The following is a 16,542-nucleotide window of genomic DNA, read 5'->3' as shown; positions in this document are numbered from 1 at the left end:
AATAATGAGCGAAAAACTACTTGTTCCTGACATTGGTGATTTTGAGAATGTTGAGGTAATAGAATTACTTGTAAAGCCAGGAGACACAATCAAGGAAAATGATCCAATAGTCACAATTGAAAGTGATAAATCTAGTGTTGAAATTCCATCAACTATTTCAGGAAAAATTGATACCATTAATGTCAAAGTAGGTGATAAAGTTTCAAAAGGTGATTTACTTTTAAGTTTAAGCAATTCAACCAAAAATCTCCCAGAGAGTAATCTTCCTAAAGATACAGAAAATATTATTAAACAAGCTGAGGAAGCTATGGCTGTAAATAAAAAGGAGCTGGTGAATGTTCCAGAGCCAGCCAAAGAAAAAAAACAATCTATAATTCAAGTTACAAATGGATTAGATACAGATCCTTTAGAAACTCAAGATTGGCTAGAGTCTTTATCTGCAGTAATTTCAAAAGATGGAAATCAAAGAGCTCATTTTTTAATTAAGGAATTAATTAACAAAGCCTATCGTGAAGGAGCAAATATTCCTTACACCCAAAATACTCCATATATAAATACCATTCCTCCTGAGGCTGAAATAAAATCAAATGGAGACCAAAATATTGAGAGAAGAATAAGATCTCTGATCAGATGGAATGCAGCTGCAATGGTAGTAAGAGCTAACAAAAAATTTCCAGAATTAGGTGGACACATAGGAACCTTTGCATCTGCTGCAACTTTATATGATGTTGGAATGAATCATTTTTGGAGAGCAAAAAACAATAAATTTGGAGGTGATCTAGTATATTTCCAAGGACACAGTGCACCTGGAATGTATGCTAGAGCATTTTTAGAGGGTAGATTAACTGAGAAACAATTAGATAGTTTTAGACAGGAAGTAAAACCTGGAGGATTGTCTTCATACCCTCACCCTTGGCTAATGCCAAATTTTTGGCAATTTCCGACTGTTTCGATGGGGTTAGGACCAATGCTTGCAATTTATCAAGCAAGATACATGAAATATTTAATCAATAGAGGATTGATCAAAGATGAGGGACGAAAGGTCTGGGCTTTTTTAGGAGATGGTGAAATGGATGAACCAGAGTCCATGGGTGCAATTGGATTAGCAGCTAGAGAAAAACTAGATAATTTAATTTTTGTAATTAATTGTAATCTTCAAAGACTTGATGGACCTGTAAGAGGAAATGGAAAAATTATCCAAGAACTAGAAGGTAGCTTTAGAGGCGCTGGATGGAATGTCATAAAAGTTATTTGGGGTTCATACTGGGACTCATTGTTAGCTAATGACAAAACTGGTCAATTAGTAAAAATTATGAATGAAACTGTAGATGGTGAATACCAAGCTATGAAAGCAAGAGATGGCGCATATGTGAGAGAAAAGTTTTTTGGAAAAAATCCAGATACTTTGGAGATGGTTTCATCTATGTCAGATAAAGATATTTGGAGATTAAATCGAGGAGGACACGATCCTCATAAGGTATACGCAGCTTATGATAAAGCAATTAAAAACCAAGGAAGTCCAACAGTTATTATTGCAAAAACAATCAAGGGATATGGAATGGGAAAAACAGGTGAAAGTGTAAACACTACTCACCAAACTAAAAAATTAGATGTGGATGATCTTATGTATTATAGAGATCGTTTTGATGTTCCCCTAACTGATGAACAAGTTAGAAACATAGAATACTTTAGGCCTGATGAGAAATCTCCAGAGATTAGGTACATAAAAGAGAGAAGACTTAAACTGGGTGGTTATTTGCCAGAGAGATCAACCTTTGCAAAACCTATTAAAGCACCATCAAAAGATATTTTTGATTTTATGAAAGTTTCAACTGGTGAAAAAGAAATGTCTACCACAATGGCACTGGTCAGAATGTTAACTAATTTGTTAAGAGATAAAAATATTTCACCTAGATTAGTTCCAATTATCCCAGATGAAGCAAGAACATTCGGTATGGAAGGATTTTTTCAAAAAATTGGAATATACGCTCACGAAGGACAGAAATATGAACCCGAAGATGCTGCACAACTAAGTTCTTATAGAGAAGATAAAAGTGGACAGGTACTTGAAGAAGGAATTAATGAGGCAGGAGCAATGTCTTCTTGGATAGCAGCTGCAACTGCTTACACAAATCATGATATTGAAATGATTCCAATATACATTTTTTATTCTATGTTTGGATTTCAAAGAATTGGAGATTTAGCTTGGGCCGCAGGTGATAGCCAGGCTAGAGGTTTTTTAGTTGGTGCAACAGCTGGAAGAACAACATTAGCAGGCGAAGGATTACAACATCAAGATGGACATAGTCATTTGATTGCATCAACAATTCCTAATTGTGTAACATATGATCCCACATTTCATTATGAATTAGCAACTATTTTTAGAGAAGGCCTAAGAAGAATGCATGAGAAGAAAGAAAATGTTTTCTATTATATTACAACAATGAACGAAAATTATTCACATCCTGAAATGCCTAAGGATAAAAATTGTGAAGAGGGAATTCTTAAAGGAATGTATAAGATAAAAGAATTTAACAAATATAAAAAAACAAAACTTCAACTTTTAGGCTCAGGAACAATATTAAGAGAGATGATGTCAGCAGCTGAAATTTTACAAAACGACTATCAAATTGATAGTGAAATATGGAGTGTTACAAGTTTTAATGAGTTAAGAAAAGATGGAATGGAAGTTGAAAGATATAACCTTCTAAATCCGGACAAAACTCCTAAAAAATCATATGTAGAGCAATGTCTTGGAAGTACTGAAGGGCCAATTATGGCAGCATCTGATTATATGAGAATGAACTCTGATCAAATAAGACCTTACACAAACAATAAGAGCTTTTATTCACTAGGTGCAGATGGTTTCGGAAGAAGTGATACTAGAAAAAATTTAAGAAAATTCTTTGAGGTAGATAAAGAACATTTAGTAGCTTATGGATTAAGCATTTTAGCAAAAGAACAATTGATAGCTTCAAAATATGCAAAAGATGCTATGAAAAAATACAAAATTGATGGCGACAAACCTATGCCAACAAAATTATAATGTCAGATATTGAAATTAAGGTACCAAATATAGGAGATTTTAAAGATGTTGAGGTTATTGAAGTATTGGTAAAAAAAGGCCAATCAATAAAAAAAAATGACCCTTTAATTACAATAGAAAGTGATAAGTCTAGCGTAGAAATACCATCTAGTTTTGAAGGTAAAATTTCTAACTTAAATATAAAAGTTGGAGATAAAGTATCTGAAGGAGATTTAATTTTAACTTTAGAAAAGTCATCACAGATAAATCAAAAAGTTGAACAGAAGCCAATAATAGAAAAAGAATTTAAAAAAATTGAAGTAATAAAACCTGAAGTTCAACAAGAAACTAAAGTTTTAAATAATGTATCTAACATTTCATCAGCAAGCCCAAAAGCTAGAAAATTTGCTAGAGAACTCGGTGTAGATATAAATAAAGTTTTAGGAAGTAAGAGAGATGGAAGAGTAGTTGAAGACGATATAAAAAAATTTGTAGCATTAAGATCAAACAATAACACTGAGGTTGTTGAGGAAAAAAAACCAAGCAAAATTAAAAATGAATTTGAGCATTCAGATTTTGGTGAAATAGAGATCAAAGATATACCAAGAGTAAAAAAATTATCATCAAAGTATTTAACAAATTCATGGACCACTATACCTCATGTTACAAATCATGATGAGGCTGATATTACAGAAATGGAAAACTTCAGAAATTCTTTGACTGATATTTATACGGGAGAAAAAATTAAAATTACTCCTTTAGCATTTATTGTAAAAGCTTTAGTTGCTTCGTTAAAAAAATTTCCAAGTTTTAATTCTTCAATTGATGAAATTGAAACAGGTAAAATGACAATGAAAAAATATTACCATATAGGTATAGCTGTAGACACTCCAAATGGACTAATGGTTCCAAAAATTAGAAATGCTAATAATAAAAAAATTTCTCATATTAGTAGAGAGTTGAGAGAGGTAAGTGAGCTTTGTAGAAATTTAAAAATAGATAAAAAAGAATTGTTTGGTGGTTCAATGACTATTACTAGTTTGGGTGGAATAGGTGGATCATTTTTTACACCAATAATAAATTATCCTGAAGTAGCAATATTAGGAGTAGGTAGATCAGAGAAAAAACAAATTTATATAAATGGAAAGTTTCAAACTAGAACAATGCTACCGATTTCTTTGTCTTATGATCATAGAATTATTGATGGAGCTGAGGCAGCAAGATTTAACAATGATCTTAAAGAAAACTTAGGCAAAAATTTTGCTTATAAGCTAGCTGTATAATCAAAAATGTCTAAGCCTATTTCCCTATTAAGTGCTTTGTTATGCACTTTTATATGGGGCACAACTTTTATTGCTCAAGATACTGGCATGGACAATATTGGTCCTTTTACATTTAATGCTGTTAGATTTTTTGTTGGTTTTTTAGCTATTACCCCACTCGTAATTTTATTTGAATTAAAAAATTTTAAACCAGAATTAAAAACAGATAAAAAAACATTTGTAATTTATGTGTCTTTAATAGGATTGTCCTTATTTTTAGGTTCTGCATTACAACAGGTTGCTTTGCTCTATACAGATGTTGCAAATGCAGCCTTTTTTACGATCTTTTATGTACCTATGGTGCCTATCATAATTTATTTGTTTGGAAAAAAATCAATACATTGGAGTGTATGGCCTTCAGTAATTTTATGTTTAATTGGAGGTTATTTATTAACAAATTTTTACGATGCAACTGTTAGGTTGGGAGATACCTTGGTTGTACTAGGAGCTCTATTTTGGAGCACACATATTATATTTACTGGAATTATTATTTCTAAATACAATCTTCCACTTACAATTGGAGCAATTCAAACTTTAATCGTAGCTATTTTGTCTTTTTTCATTGGAATTCTTTATGAAGAATTTGTTTGGAACAACATTCTAATGGAAATGTATTCTATATTATATGCTGGAATATTATCTGGAGGATTTGCATTTGTATTACAGATTTATGCACAAAAAAATATTACACCTGCACCAGCAGCAATTATTTTTTCCCTTGAGGGTGTATTTGCAACTGTAGCTGCATGGTTTATTTTAAATCAAGTATTAGATATAAATAATATACTTGGATGTTTTTTTATTTTGTGTGGAGTTTTATTATCACAATTACTCCCACTTATAAAAAGAAAAAAAATTTAATAAATTAAACTAAACAATACTAAAGCAATTATTATTCTATAAATTACAAATGCATTCATAGAAAACTTATTTATAAAAATTAAAAAATATTTAACTGTTAAAAAAGAAAGAATAAAAGAAGATATAATTGCAATTATTACCAAATAATTAAATTCTGTTGGTTGATTAAAAATATCTTTTAAACTAAGTACACTTGCACCAGCTAATGCTGGTATAGATAGCAAAAAAGATATTTTACTCGAATCCACTCTATTAAACTTTAAAATCCTCGCAGCTGTTATTGTAACACCTGCTCTGCTTACTCCAGGTATCAAAGATAAAATTTGCATTACTCCTATAAATAAAATTGATTGAATATTTAAATTTGTAGAAATTTTTTTATCAAAACGACTTTTGTCAGAAATGTATAAAACAATTGCAAATATTAAAGTTGTCCATGCAATAGTTTCAATGTTTCGTAAACTATAAATTATCCCTGTAGTGTATAAAATATATCCAAAGATTATTAATGGAATAGATCCAATAATAATTAAACTTATTAGTCTTTTATTTTTATTAATGTTTAATAACTCTTCTTTGAAATAATAAACTATTGCAAAAAGAGATCCTAGATGAAGGCTAATATCAATTAGTAATGAGCTAGATTTAAATTCATACAAACTTGAAACTAAAATTAAATGTGCAGAAGAACTTATTGGAAGAAATTCTGAGATCCCTTGAATTGCTGAAAGGATTAAAACTTCTATAATATTCTGAAACATAATTTCTTCGTAGCTTATAAAGCTTATATTTCAAACAATACGATTTGATCATAGTAGCTATGCATTTATTAGAAACCCGTTTGTTTATAACAAAAATGAAAGATTAAAGGTCAATAAATATGACCTATTAAATGCTTTATTTTGTAAAATCATTATATAATTTGCCGAAAATTATATTTTTTATGACTGACAAAATGTTAAAATTTGTAAAAATAGGTCAGCAAACTCCACCTAAAAGGGAAGTTGATCAAAGAAAAAAGGATTTTAACGAGATATATGACGAATATATCAACGAAAAAGCTAAAGAACAATCAAGTAGATGTTCTCAGTGCGGAGTTCCTTTCTGTCAGGTTCATTGTCCTTTAAGTAACAATATTCCTGACTGGCTAAAGTTAACTGCCGAGGGAAGATTAAAAGAAGCATACGAGCTTTCACAAAGCACTAATAATATGCCCGAGGTTTGTGGAAGAATCTGTCCGCAAGATAGATTATGTGAGGGAAATTGTGTAATTGAACAGTCTGGTCACGGAACAGTTACAATTGGTTCCGTTGAAAAATATATAACAGATAATGCTTGGGAACAAGGTTGGGTTAAACCAATCGAAGTTACAAATGAAAAAAATCAAAGTGTCGGAATTATAGGAGCTGGTCCTGCAGGATTAGCAGCGGCAGAACAGTTAAGAAAAAATGGGTATAAAATTACAGTTTACGATCGTTATGATAGAGCTGGAGGATTATTAATATATGGAATTCCAAATTTTAAATTAGAAAAAGAAATAGTTGAAAGACGAACAAAGCTTTTAAGAGATGGTGGAATAGAATTCATACAAAATTTCGAAGTTGGCAAGGATGCAAGCTTAGAGCAATTAAGAAAAAGACATGATGCAGTATTAATTGCAACAGGAGTTTACAAAGCTAGAGAAGTTAATTTACCAGGTAATGATTTAGACAATATTTTTCCGGCAATGGATTTTCTTACAGCATCAAATAAAAAAGGATTGGGCGATGAGGTTGAATTATTTGATAAGGGAATTCTAAATGCAGAGGGAAAAGATGTTGTTGTAATTGGTGGAGGTGATACCGCAATGGATTGTGTGAGAACTTCAGTAAGACAAAAAGCAAAATCAGTAAAATGCTTATACAGAAGAGATAAAGAAAATATGCCTGGTTCAGCAAGAGAAGTTGCGAATGCTGAAGAGGAAGGTGTTGAATTTGTATGGCTATCTAGTCCTAAAGAATTTAAAGGAACTAATAAGGTAGAAAATTTACTTGTAGATCAAATAAAGCTAGGTGAACCAGATGAAACTGGCAGAAGAAAACCCGAAGTACAAGAAGGATCAAGTTATGAAATAAAAGCAGATATGGTTATTAAAGCTCTTGGATTTGATCCAGAGAATTTACCTAATTTATTCGATAGCAATGAACTTCAAGTTACAAAATGGGGAACAATAAAAACTGATTTTGATACTATGGAAACTAATCTAAGTGGCGTTTTTGCTGCTGGGGATATAGTTAGAGGAGCTTCATTAGTTGTTTGGGCAATTAAAGATGGTAGAGACGCAGCAGATTCCATAAAAAATTATTTAGAAACAAAATCCAAAAATGAGAAAAAAGTTGCTTAATGAAAACTTATAAAAAAAATTTTGATCTACTTAAGAAAAACAATGTCTATTCTGAGGATATGGAGCATGATGCGTGTGGAGTAGGTTTAATAGCTTCCACTGAGGGAAAAAAATCCAGGAATGTAGTTGAATATGGAATTGAAGCTTTAAAAGCTGTTTGGCATAGAGGTGCGGTAGATGCTGATGGGAAAACAGGAGATGGAGCTGGAATTCACGTAGAAATTCCAAAAGATTTTTTTATTGAGAAAATTGAAGTTACAGGACACACGCATGATAATTCTGAAATCTGCGTAGGAATGATTTTTCTTCCACGTAATGACTATGCAGCACAAGAGAGCTGTAAAACAATTGTTGAAAGCGAACTAACGAAAAATGATTTTAATATTTATGGATGGAGACAAGTTCCCGTTAATCCAAAGGTTTTAGGTGAAAAAGCTTTTCAAACTATGCCTGAAATTATTCAGGTACTTTTCAAACCTCATAATAAAGAACTTACAAATAAAGATTTGGAGAGAAAAATTTATGAGACAAGAAGAAAAATCGAAAACGAAGCTTTCAAAAAATCATTAAATAATTTTTATATTTGTTCCTTAAGTTCAAAGTCAATTATTTACAAAGGAATGTTCTTAGCCGAAGCAATTTCAGAATTTTATCTAGATTTAAATGATGAAAGGTTTGTATCAAGATACGCAATATTTCATCAGCGGTTTTCAACCAACACAGCTCCAAGTTGGAATCTTGCTCAACCATTCAGAGCAATTGCACATAATGGAGAAATTAATACTTATAGAGGAAACAAAAATTGGATGAAAGTTCATGAACAAGAAATGAATAGTCCATTATTTGATGATATAGAAAATCTTAAGCCAGTTATTCAACAAGGAGCCTCAGATTCTGCTGCTTTAGATAATGTTTTCGAATTATTAAACATTTCAGGTCAACCTGCACCATTAGCTAAATTAATGTTAGTTCCTGATGCATGGTCTAAGAAGAATAAGACTTTACCAAAAGATCATCAGCAATTATTCAATTTTTTAAATAGCACAATGGAACCTTGGGATGGACCTGCCGCTATAGCTGGAACTGACAATGAGTGGGTTATTGCAGCAAACGATAGAAATGGATTAAGACCTCTAAGATATGCAATCACAAAGGACAAGTTATTGTTTGCAGGCTCAGAAACTGGGATGATCGAGCTAAATGAAAAAAGAATTTTATCAAAAGGAAGATTAGGTCCTGGAGAAATTATAGGAGTAAGAATTGAAAAAGGTAAAGTATTTACTAATAAACAAATTAAGGATTATTTAGCAAAAGAGTACAAACATTTTAATTCACAAATTATTGATTTAGATGACAAGCTAACGATTGAGGATGAAAAAAATTCTTTTTCAGGGGATGATCTAAGAAGAAGACAGTATACTTTTGGAATTAGCTTAGAGGATCTTGAATTAATTTTACACCCTATGGCTGAGGATGCAAAAGAGGCCACAGGGTCTATGGGTGATGATACCCCTTTAGCTGTGCTATCAGATAAATATAGACCTCTGTATCATTTTTTTAGACAAAATTTTAGCCAAGTTACAAATCCACCAATAGACTCTTTGAGAGAAAACAAAGTGATGAGTTTAAAAACAAGATTTGGAAATCTAGGCAATATTCTGGATTTTGATAATTTAACAAAACAGAATATTTACGTTCTTAATAGCCCAATCTTATCTAATTCTCAGTTTGAAAAATTTATCAATTTTTTTGGAAATAATTCAACAATAATTGATTGCACCTTTGAAGAAAGTAATAGTTTGTACGAAGCTATTAAAAAAATTCAAAAAGATGCAGAAATTGCTGTTAGACAGGGTGTTACACAATTAATTCTTAGCGATAAAGATATATCAATTTCAAAACTTCCAATTCCAATGCTGCTTGCAGTAGGTGCAATCAACTCGTTTTTAATTGAGAAAAAATTAAGAGGATATGTATCAATCAATGTCCAATCTGGAGAAGCATTAGATACACACTCTTTTGCAACTTTAATCGGTGTTGGAGCAACAACAGTCAATCCTTACTTGGCGTTCGATAGTTTATATCAAAGATTTGAAAAAAAATTATTTGGAAAGTTTAGCTTTGAAGAATGTGTTGAAAGATACATTAAATCTGTCAATGCAGGTTTATTAAAAATCATGTCTAAGATGGGTATCTCTGTCTTAAGTTCTTACAGAGGTGGATGCAATTTTGAGACTGTTGGATTGAGCAGAACTATTGTTTCAGATTATTTTCCAGGAGTTGTGTCTAAAATTTCTGGTATTGGACTTACTGGAATTGAAAAAAAAATAAGAGCAATTCATAAAGAAGCATTTGAAAGCACAGATACAATTCTTCCTATTGGAGGGATTTATAGATATAGAAAAAATGGAGAAACACACCAATATCAAGGGAAACTTATACATTTACTTCAAAGTGCAGTTGGTTCTAATTCTTATGACGCCTATAAGAGATATGCAGAAGGCATTTATAATTTACCACCAATAAATTTAAGGGACTTAATTGATTTTAGAGAAAAAAAATTAAAGGGAGCTATAGATATTTCAGAAGTAGAACCAATAGAAAATATTTTAAAAAGATTTGGAAGCGGAAGCATGTCTCATGGTGCTTTATCTAAAGAGGCACATGAAACTTTGGCTACAGGTATGAATAGAATTAAAGGAGCTTCTTGTAGTGGTGAAGGCGGAGAAGATGAAAAAAGATTTAAAGTTTTAGATAACGGAGATAGTGCAAACTCAAGAGTAAAACAAATAGCTTCAGCAAGGTTTGGTGTAACAGTTAATTATTTAAATAATTGTAATGAGATTGAAATAAAAATTGCACAAGGTGCAAAGCCAGGAGAAGGTGGACAACTTCCAGGTTTCAAAGTTACCGATGAAATAGCAAAGTTAAGACACTCAACGCCTGGAGTAACACTAATTTCTCCTCCACCACACCACGATATTTATTCAATTGAAGATCTTGCGCAGCTTATTTACGATTTAAAACAGATTAATCCAAAAGCAAGAATTGGAGTAAAACTAGTTGCATCTTCAGGAGTTGGGACTATTGCTGCAGGAGTTGCTAAAGCAAAAGCAGACATAATATTAATTTCAGGACATAACGGTGGAACTGGAGCTACCCCGCAAACGAGTGTAAAATACGTAGGTATTCCATGGGAGATGGGATTAACAGAGGCTAATCAGGTTTTAACATTAAATAATCTTAGACATACAGTTACACTTAGAACTGATGGGGGAATTAAAACAGGTAGAGATGTTGTTATAGCAGCCATGATGGGAGCAGAAGAGTATGGAGTTGCAACAACTGCTCTAGTTGCAATGGGATGCATAATGGTAAGACAATGTCATTCGAATACATGTCCCGTTGGTGTCTGTACTCAAGATGAAAAATTAAGAGAAAAATTTACTGGAACACCAGATAAGGTTGTTAATCTATTTACGTTTATAGCAACTGAGGTTAGAGAAATTCTAGCCAAATTAGGTTTTAAATCATTAAATGATATTATTGGTAGAACTGACTTACTTAGACAAGTTAGCAAGGGTTCAGATAATTTAGATGATTTAGATTTAAATCCTTTATTTGTTCAAGCAGATACCGGGAACAATACTAGATACTGTGAAAAACAAGAAATTAATTTGGTACCAGATACTCTAGACCAAGAAATATGGCCTGAGATTGAAAAGGCTTTAGATAGTTCTGAAAAAATTGAAAAAGAATATTTAATTAAAAATACTCATAGAGCAGTTGGGACAAGAATTTCTCACCATTTGTATAAAAAATATGGCTATGAAAAACTTGATGATAATTTTTTAGTATTAAACTTTAAAGGATCAGCTGGGCAATCTTTTGGGGCCTTTTCATCCAAAGGTTTGAAGTTGGTTTTAAAAGGTGATGCAAATGATTATGTTGGCAAAGGCCTTTCAGGAGCCACAATTTCGATAAGACTACCAGAGGAAAGCAACTTAGTTTCAAATGAAAATACTATCTTAGGAAATACAGTTCTATACGGAGCAACATCTGGAAAACTTTTTGCAGCTGGTCAAGCTGGTGAAAGATTCTCTGTAAGAAATTCAGGTGCAGTTACAGTTATTGAGGGGTGTGACTCGAATGGTTGTGAGTATATGACTGGTGGCACAGTAGTAATTCTAGGGGATGTTGGAGATAACTTTGCTGCTGGTATGACAGGTGGTATGGCATTTATCTATGACAAATCACAAGAATTTGAAAAAAAAGTAAACCCAGAGTCAGTTGTTTGGCAGAATGTTGAAACAGATTACTGGAAAGAAAATTTAAAAAATTTAATCAAAGAACACCATGGAGAGACAGGATCTTTGTTATCTAAAGAAATAATTCAAAATTATGATAATGAAATAAATAATTTCATTCAGGTTTGTCCTAAAGAAATGTTAGATAAACTAAAAAACCCGATCAGTTTAAAAAAAGTTATAAAAGAAGTTAGTTAATTAATAATTTTAATTCTTTTAAGATTATATTAAGCCATTTCTTATTTGATAAGCTATGGTCACCTTTTTTTACAATGATCAATTTCTTTTTTGCTTTTGGAAATAGTTTTAAAACTTTTCTAGAATAACTTACCGGTACAGCTTCATCATATTCACCATGCACCATAGTAACATTAATTTTTGAATTTATTTTTTTATTTAAAACTTTATTTTTTCTTCCATCTTTTATAAGCTGATAAGTGATTGGATACTCATAATTCCCATGTTTTAGGTGATATATACCTTTTTGGATTGTTTCTTGCTTTATTTTTTTGGAGAATTTTTTCCACATCAAATTTTCTAAAAACTCAGGTGCCGAGCCAATTCCCAAAAATCCCATAATTTGTTTTTTAAATATTTTGAATTGTCTTAAAGCAATCCAAGCGCCCATACTTGAACCAATGACATAAAAATTATTATTTTTTATATATTTATTTATCAATATAGAAGTTTCTTTAGTCCATTTTGAAATATTTCCATTTGTGAATTTACCTGTAGATTTTCCATGACCTGAATATTCTAAAGCAAGAAAACTTATTTTATTTTTTCTTGCAAATTTTAAAAAAGCTTCTGGCTTTTTTCCCTCAAGATCTGACATAAACCCATGTAAGAAAACTATGAATGGAGAATTTTTATAAATTTTACAAATATGTCTAATTTTCTTAGTCTTTGAAATTTTGTGGAATCTGAAATTTGCCATAATCGTTTATAAGAATTGCTAATTAATATATAATCATATCAAATGTCATCTAATTTAAAAGTTTTGCAAGTAATACCAAAACTTGGATATGGTGGTGCAGAGACCGGCTGTTATGATATTGCTCACTATTTGCCAGAAAACGGTTGTAAGTCATTTATAGTTACTAGTGGTGGTGAGTTACTTAAATTTGTAGATAAAAATAAAGTAAAAGTTTTTAGACTTCCAGTTCAGAGTAAAAATCCAATATTAATTTTAATTAATGCAATAATTTTAACTTTTATTATTTTAATTAATAATATTTCGATCATACACGCCAGAAGTAGAGCGCCTGCATGGTCTTGTTTAATAGCCTCCAAGATAACAAGCAGAAAGTTTGTAACTACATTTCATGGAACTTATAATTTTAAAAGTAATTTGAAAAAATTATATAATTCAGTAATGGTTCGATCTGATTTAATTATTGCAGGATCAAATTTTATTTTTTCACACATCAAAGAAAATTATTCAAATTATTTAAATCAAAAAAAAAAATTATTAGTAGTATTTAGGGGAATTAATGTTGATTATTTTGATCCTACTACAAAACTTGAAACTGAAGAAAAAAAATTATTAAAACAATGGGAAATAGAAAAAGATAAAAAGATTATACTTTTGCCTGGTAGATTAACTACCTGGAAGGGACAAGAGGTATTTATTGAAGCAATTAATCTGGCAAATATTGAATTAGGTTATGAGGCATTTTATGCTGTTATCCTTGGAAGTGATCAGGGAAGAGACTTGTATAAAAAAAAACTAATAAGACTTTCAGAACAATATAGGTTAACTAAACAGCTAAGATTTATCGATCACTGCAAAGATATGGCATTAGCTTACAAAGTTTCTGATATAATTGTTTCAGCTTCTATTGAACCAGAAGCTTTTGGTAGAGTTTCCGTGGAGGCCCAATCTATGGAGAAACCAATTATTGCAAGTAATATTGGTGGCTCTAATGAGACTGTCATTGATGAAAAAACAGGCTATTTATTTAAAGCGGGTGATGCAAAGTCTTTAAGTCAGAAAATTTTAAAAACACTGACAATTGACGAAACTCAATTAAAATTAATTGGTGTTGAAGGAAGAAAAAATATAGTTCAAAAATTTAATGTTGAAAAAATGTGCTTTTCTACTTATTCAGAGTATAAAAGATTAATAAATTAAATGCCTATAATTACATTACCTGATGGAAATAATATTGATTTCCCAAATAAAGTTACTGGATTAGAAGTAGCAGAAAAAATTAGCAAATCATTAGCTAAACAAGCAATGGTAATAAGCGTAGATGGCGAGTTGAAAGACTTAGAACATCTAATTGAGAAAGATTGTTCTGTAAAAATTTTTACATCTAAAAATCCTGAGGGTCTAGAAACCATCAGACATGATACTGCTCACATATTAGCAATGGCAGTGCAAGAATTGTTTCCAGGAACACAAGTTACGATTGGCCCTGTAATTGAAAACGGATTTTATTATGATTTTGCTAGAAAAGATCCGTTTACAGAAGATGATTTAGCAAAGATTGAAAATAAAATGAAAGAAATTGTTGATCGGGACGAGATTACTAAAAGAGAAGTTTGGGACAGAAATAAAGCTATAGACCATTTTAAAAAAAAAGGTGAAATCTATAAAGCCGAGTTAATTGAGGCAATACCAGAGAATGAGGATGTTTCAATTTATTTTCATGGAGATTGGCATGATCTTTGTAGAGGACCTCATCTTTCTTCAACAGGTAAAATAGGTAAATACTTTAAATTAATGAAAGTTTCAGGAGCTTATTGGAGAGGTGATTCAAACAATGAAATGCTTCAAAGAATTTATGGTACAAGCTGGGCTTCTCAAAAAGATTTAGATGAGCATCTAAAAAGAATAGAAGAAGCAGAAAAAAGAGATCATAGAAAATTAGGAAAAGAAATGGACTTGTTTCATTTTAGAGAAGAAAGTCCAGGCTCAGTTTTTTGGCATGAGAGAGGGTGGGCATTATTTCAAAAATTAATTAATTATATGAGAAGCAGACAGGATGCTGCTGGATACAAAGAGGTAAATACACCTGAAATTTTAGACCGCCAATTGTGGGAAAAATCCGGTCACTGGGAAAAATATGGAGAAAATATGTACACATCAGAAACTCCTGATGAAAAAGTCTTTGCGATAAAACCAATGAATTGTCCAGGTCATATACAAGTATTTAATCAAGGATTGAAAAGTTATAGAGATCTTCCATTACGTATCACAGAATTTGGTAAGGTTCATCGTTACGAACCATCAGGTGCTTTACATGGTTTGCTTAGAGTAAGAGCTTTTACACAAGATGATGCACATATTTTTTGTGCTGAAGATCAAATTACGAGTGAGTGTTTAAATGTAACAAACTTAATTTTAGATATTTATAAAGACCTTGGTTTTGAAAATGTAATTTTAAAATATGCAGATCGACCAAATGTTAGAGTTGGAGATGATGAGGTTTGGGACAAGGCAGAGGCCTCACTTCTTGAAGCAGTTAAAGCTTCTAAGTTAGAGTATAGTATTAATAAAGGTGAAGGTGCTTTCTACGGACCTAAAATTGAATTTGTTTTAAGAGATGCTATCGGAAGAGATTGGCAATGTGGAACTTTACAAGTTGATTTAAATTTACCTGGTAGATTAGATGCATCATATGTTGATAAAGACGGAACAAAAAAAGTTCCTGTTATGCTTCACAGAGCGTTGTTTGGTTCTCTAGAAAGATTTATAGGAATATTGATTGAAAATTATGCTGGTAAATTTCCTTTTTGGATTTCACCTTTACAAACAATGGTAATTCCAATTTCAGAAGAATTTAATGATTACGCAATAGAAGTGTCTAAAAAAATTAAAGAAGCAGGCATAAGTTCTGCAGTTGATATTAAAAATAATAATTTAAACTATAAAATTAGAGATCATTCTTTGGCAAAAATACCTCTTTTATTAATTTGTGGTAAAAAAGAAGTTGACTCCAATTCAGTAACGATTAGAAGGTTAGACTCTAATAAACAAGAAAATATGGATATAGATTCATTTTTAAAAACTTTCTCTGCTTTAAACAAAGCATCATCAAACTAAGTGGCAGATTTCAAACAAAACTACTTTCAAAGAAGAACAAAGGATAGAGGTCCAAGGTCTAATAACCGAATATCTTCACCGGATGTTCAAGTCATTGCAAGTGATGGTGAAAATCTTGGTGTCATTAGTACTAATGAAGCTATATCAATGGCAAAAAACCAAGGATTAGATTTAATTGAAATTGCACCTAATGCAAACCCACCTGTATGCAAAATCATGGATATGGGTAAGTATAAATATGATGCTCAAAAAAAAGCAAATCTTGCAAAAAAGAAACAAAAAATAATTTCATTAAAAGAAATTAAAATGAGACCTGTAACAGAAACTCATGATTATGAATTTAAGGTCAAAAATGCAAAAAAATTTATCTCCAAAGGAGATAAAGTTAAATTTACCATCAGATTTAAAGGGCGAGAGCTCCAACACTCTCATTTAGGAAATGAACTGATGGGTAAAATTAAAGAGGATATGAAGGATATTGGTAGAGTAGAGTTGCAACCTAAATTTGATGGGAAGCAAATGATCATGGTAATTCAACCTTTATAAGCTTTAATAGAGGTTGTAAAATTTCAACATTCTTTGTATAAGTCCGC

The 16,542-nt window shown here is 31.3% G+C and carries 10 protein-coding genes; 8 read left to right on the top strand and 2 right to left on the bottom strand.

The annotated features are described in order from the left end of the window. Positions 1 to 4 precede the first annotated feature (4 nt). From aceE to ACTTA0_RS00685, 3 genes are read left to right on the top strand one after another with little or no spacing between them, the layout of a single operon-like run. Positions 5 to 3,046: a pyruvate dehydrogenase (acetyl-transferring), homodimeric type gene (gene aceE / locus ACTTA0_RS00695; protein ID WP_440675526.1), complete on the top strand. Its 3,042-nt coding sequence runs from the start codon at positions 5 to 7 to the stop codon at positions 3,044 to 3,046. After that, positions 3,046 to 4,308 (top strand): 2-oxo acid dehydrogenase subunit E2, encoded by a 1,263-nt coding sequence (locus ACTTA0_RS00690; RefSeq protein ID WP_440675525.1) that lies wholly within the window; start codon positions 3,046 to 3,048, stop codon positions 4,306 to 4,308. The genes aceE and ACTTA0_RS00690 overlap by 1 nt, the downstream gene beginning before the upstream one ends. Positions 4,309 to 4,314: 6 nt before the next feature. Then, a complete protein-coding gene (locus ACTTA0_RS00685; protein WP_440650654.1) occupies positions 4,315 to 5,208 on the top strand; it encodes a DMT family transporter in 894 nt (297 codons plus the stop codon). Here the strand turns inward: ACTTA0_RS00685 and ACTTA0_RS00680 are convergent. Then, complete coding sequence (locus ACTTA0_RS00680; protein ID WP_440675524.1) at positions 5,205 to 5,969, bottom strand: undecaprenyl-diphosphate phosphatase; 765 nt, start codon at positions 5,967 to 5,969, stop codon at positions 5,205 to 5,207. The two genes, ACTTA0_RS00685 and ACTTA0_RS00680, sit on opposite strands and share 4 nt — an antisense overlap. 182 nt (positions 5,970 to 6,151) lie before the next feature. Here ACTTA0_RS00680 and ACTTA0_RS00675 point away from each other — a divergent pair, with 182 nt between their 5' ends. Together ACTTA0_RS00675 and gltB are read left to right on the top strand one after the other, a co-directional pair. After that, complete coding sequence (locus ACTTA0_RS00675; RefSeq protein WP_440675523.1) at positions 6,152 to 7,591, top strand: NAD(P)-dependent oxidoreductase; 1,440 nt, start codon at positions 6,152 to 6,154, stop codon at positions 7,589 to 7,591. Beyond that, positions 7,591 to 12,096, top strand: coding sequence for a glutamate synthase large subunit (gene gltB / locus ACTTA0_RS00670; protein ID WP_440675522.1), 4,506 nt, complete (start codon positions 7,591 to 7,593; stop codon positions 12,094 to 12,096). The genes ACTTA0_RS00675 and gltB overlap by 1 nt, the downstream gene beginning before the upstream one ends. Here gltB and ACTTA0_RS00665 read toward each other — a convergent pair. Next, positions 12,089 to 12,835, bottom strand: coding sequence for an alpha/beta hydrolase (locus tag ACTTA0_RS00665; protein ID WP_440675521.1), 747 nt, complete (start codon positions 12,833 to 12,835; stop codon positions 12,089 to 12,091). The two genes, gltB and ACTTA0_RS00665, sit on opposite strands and share 8 nt — an antisense overlap. Before the next feature lie 42 nt (positions 12,836 to 12,877). Between ACTTA0_RS00665 and ACTTA0_RS00660 the strand changes: the two genes are divergently transcribed. Genes ACTTA0_RS00660 through infC form a run of 3 tightly spaced genes read left to right on the top strand, consistent with a single transcriptional unit; the run spans position 12,878 to position 16,495 of the window. Then, positions 12,878 to 14,032: a glycosyltransferase family 4 protein gene (locus tag ACTTA0_RS00660; protein ID WP_262590113.1), complete on the top strand. Its 1,155-nt coding sequence runs from the start codon at positions 12,878 to 12,880 to the stop codon at positions 14,030 to 14,032. Next, positions 14,033 to 15,949, top strand: coding sequence for a threonine--tRNA ligase (gene thrS / locus ACTTA0_RS00655; RefSeq protein WP_440675520.1), 1,917 nt, complete (start codon positions 14,033 to 14,035; stop codon positions 15,947 to 15,949). Beyond that, positions 15,950 to 16,495, top strand: coding sequence for a translation initiation factor IF-3 (infC, locus tag ACTTA0_RS00650; RefSeq protein ID WP_075505925.1), 546 nt, complete (start codon positions 15,950 to 15,952; stop codon positions 16,493 to 16,495). Positions 16,496 to 16,542 lie beyond the last annotated feature (47 nt).

The organism is Candidatus Pelagibacter sp. HIMB1593 (assembly GCF_052047755.1).
In the GTDB taxonomy this organism is placed as follows: domain Bacteria; phylum Pseudomonadota; class Alphaproteobacteria; order Pelagibacterales; family Pelagibacteraceae; genus Pelagibacter.
The sequence above is the reverse complement of the archived record's forward strand: the minus strand, read 5'-3'. Positions and strand labels throughout refer to the sequence as shown.

Excerpts from the sequence above, each read along its gene's own strand:
- aceE (WP_440675526.1), top strand. The coding sequence starts at position 5 with ATGAGCGAAAAACTACTTGTTCCTGACATTGGTGATTTTGAGAATGTT.
- ACTTA0_RS00690 (WP_440675525.1), top strand. The coding sequence starts at position 3,046 with ATGTCAGATATTGAAATTAAGGTACCAAATATAGGAGATTTTAAAGAT.
- ACTTA0_RS00685 (WP_440650654.1), top strand. The coding sequence starts at position 4,315 with ATGTCTAAGCCTATTTCCCTATTAAGTGCTTTGTTATGCACTTTTATA.
- ACTTA0_RS00680 (WP_440675524.1), bottom strand. The coding sequence starts at position 5,969 with ATGTTTCAGAATATTATAGAAGTTTTAATCCTTTCAGCAATTCAAGGG.
- ACTTA0_RS00675 (WP_440675523.1), top strand. The coding sequence starts at position 6,152 with ATGACTGACAAAATGTTAAAATTTGTAAAAATAGGTCAGCAAACTCCA.
- gltB (WP_440675522.1), top strand. The coding sequence starts at position 7,591 with ATGAAAACTTATAAAAAAAATTTTGATCTACTTAAGAAAAACAATGTC.
- ACTTA0_RS00665 (WP_440675521.1), bottom strand. The coding sequence starts at position 12,835 with ATGGCAAATTTCAGATTCCACAAAATTTCAAAGACTAAGAAAATTAGA.
- ACTTA0_RS00660 (WP_262590113.1), top strand. The coding sequence starts at position 12,878 with ATGTCATCTAATTTAAAAGTTTTGCAAGTAATACCAAAACTTGGATAT.
- thrS (WP_440675520.1), top strand. The coding sequence starts at position 14,033 with ATGCCTATAATTACATTACCTGATGGAAATAATATTGATTTCCCAAAT.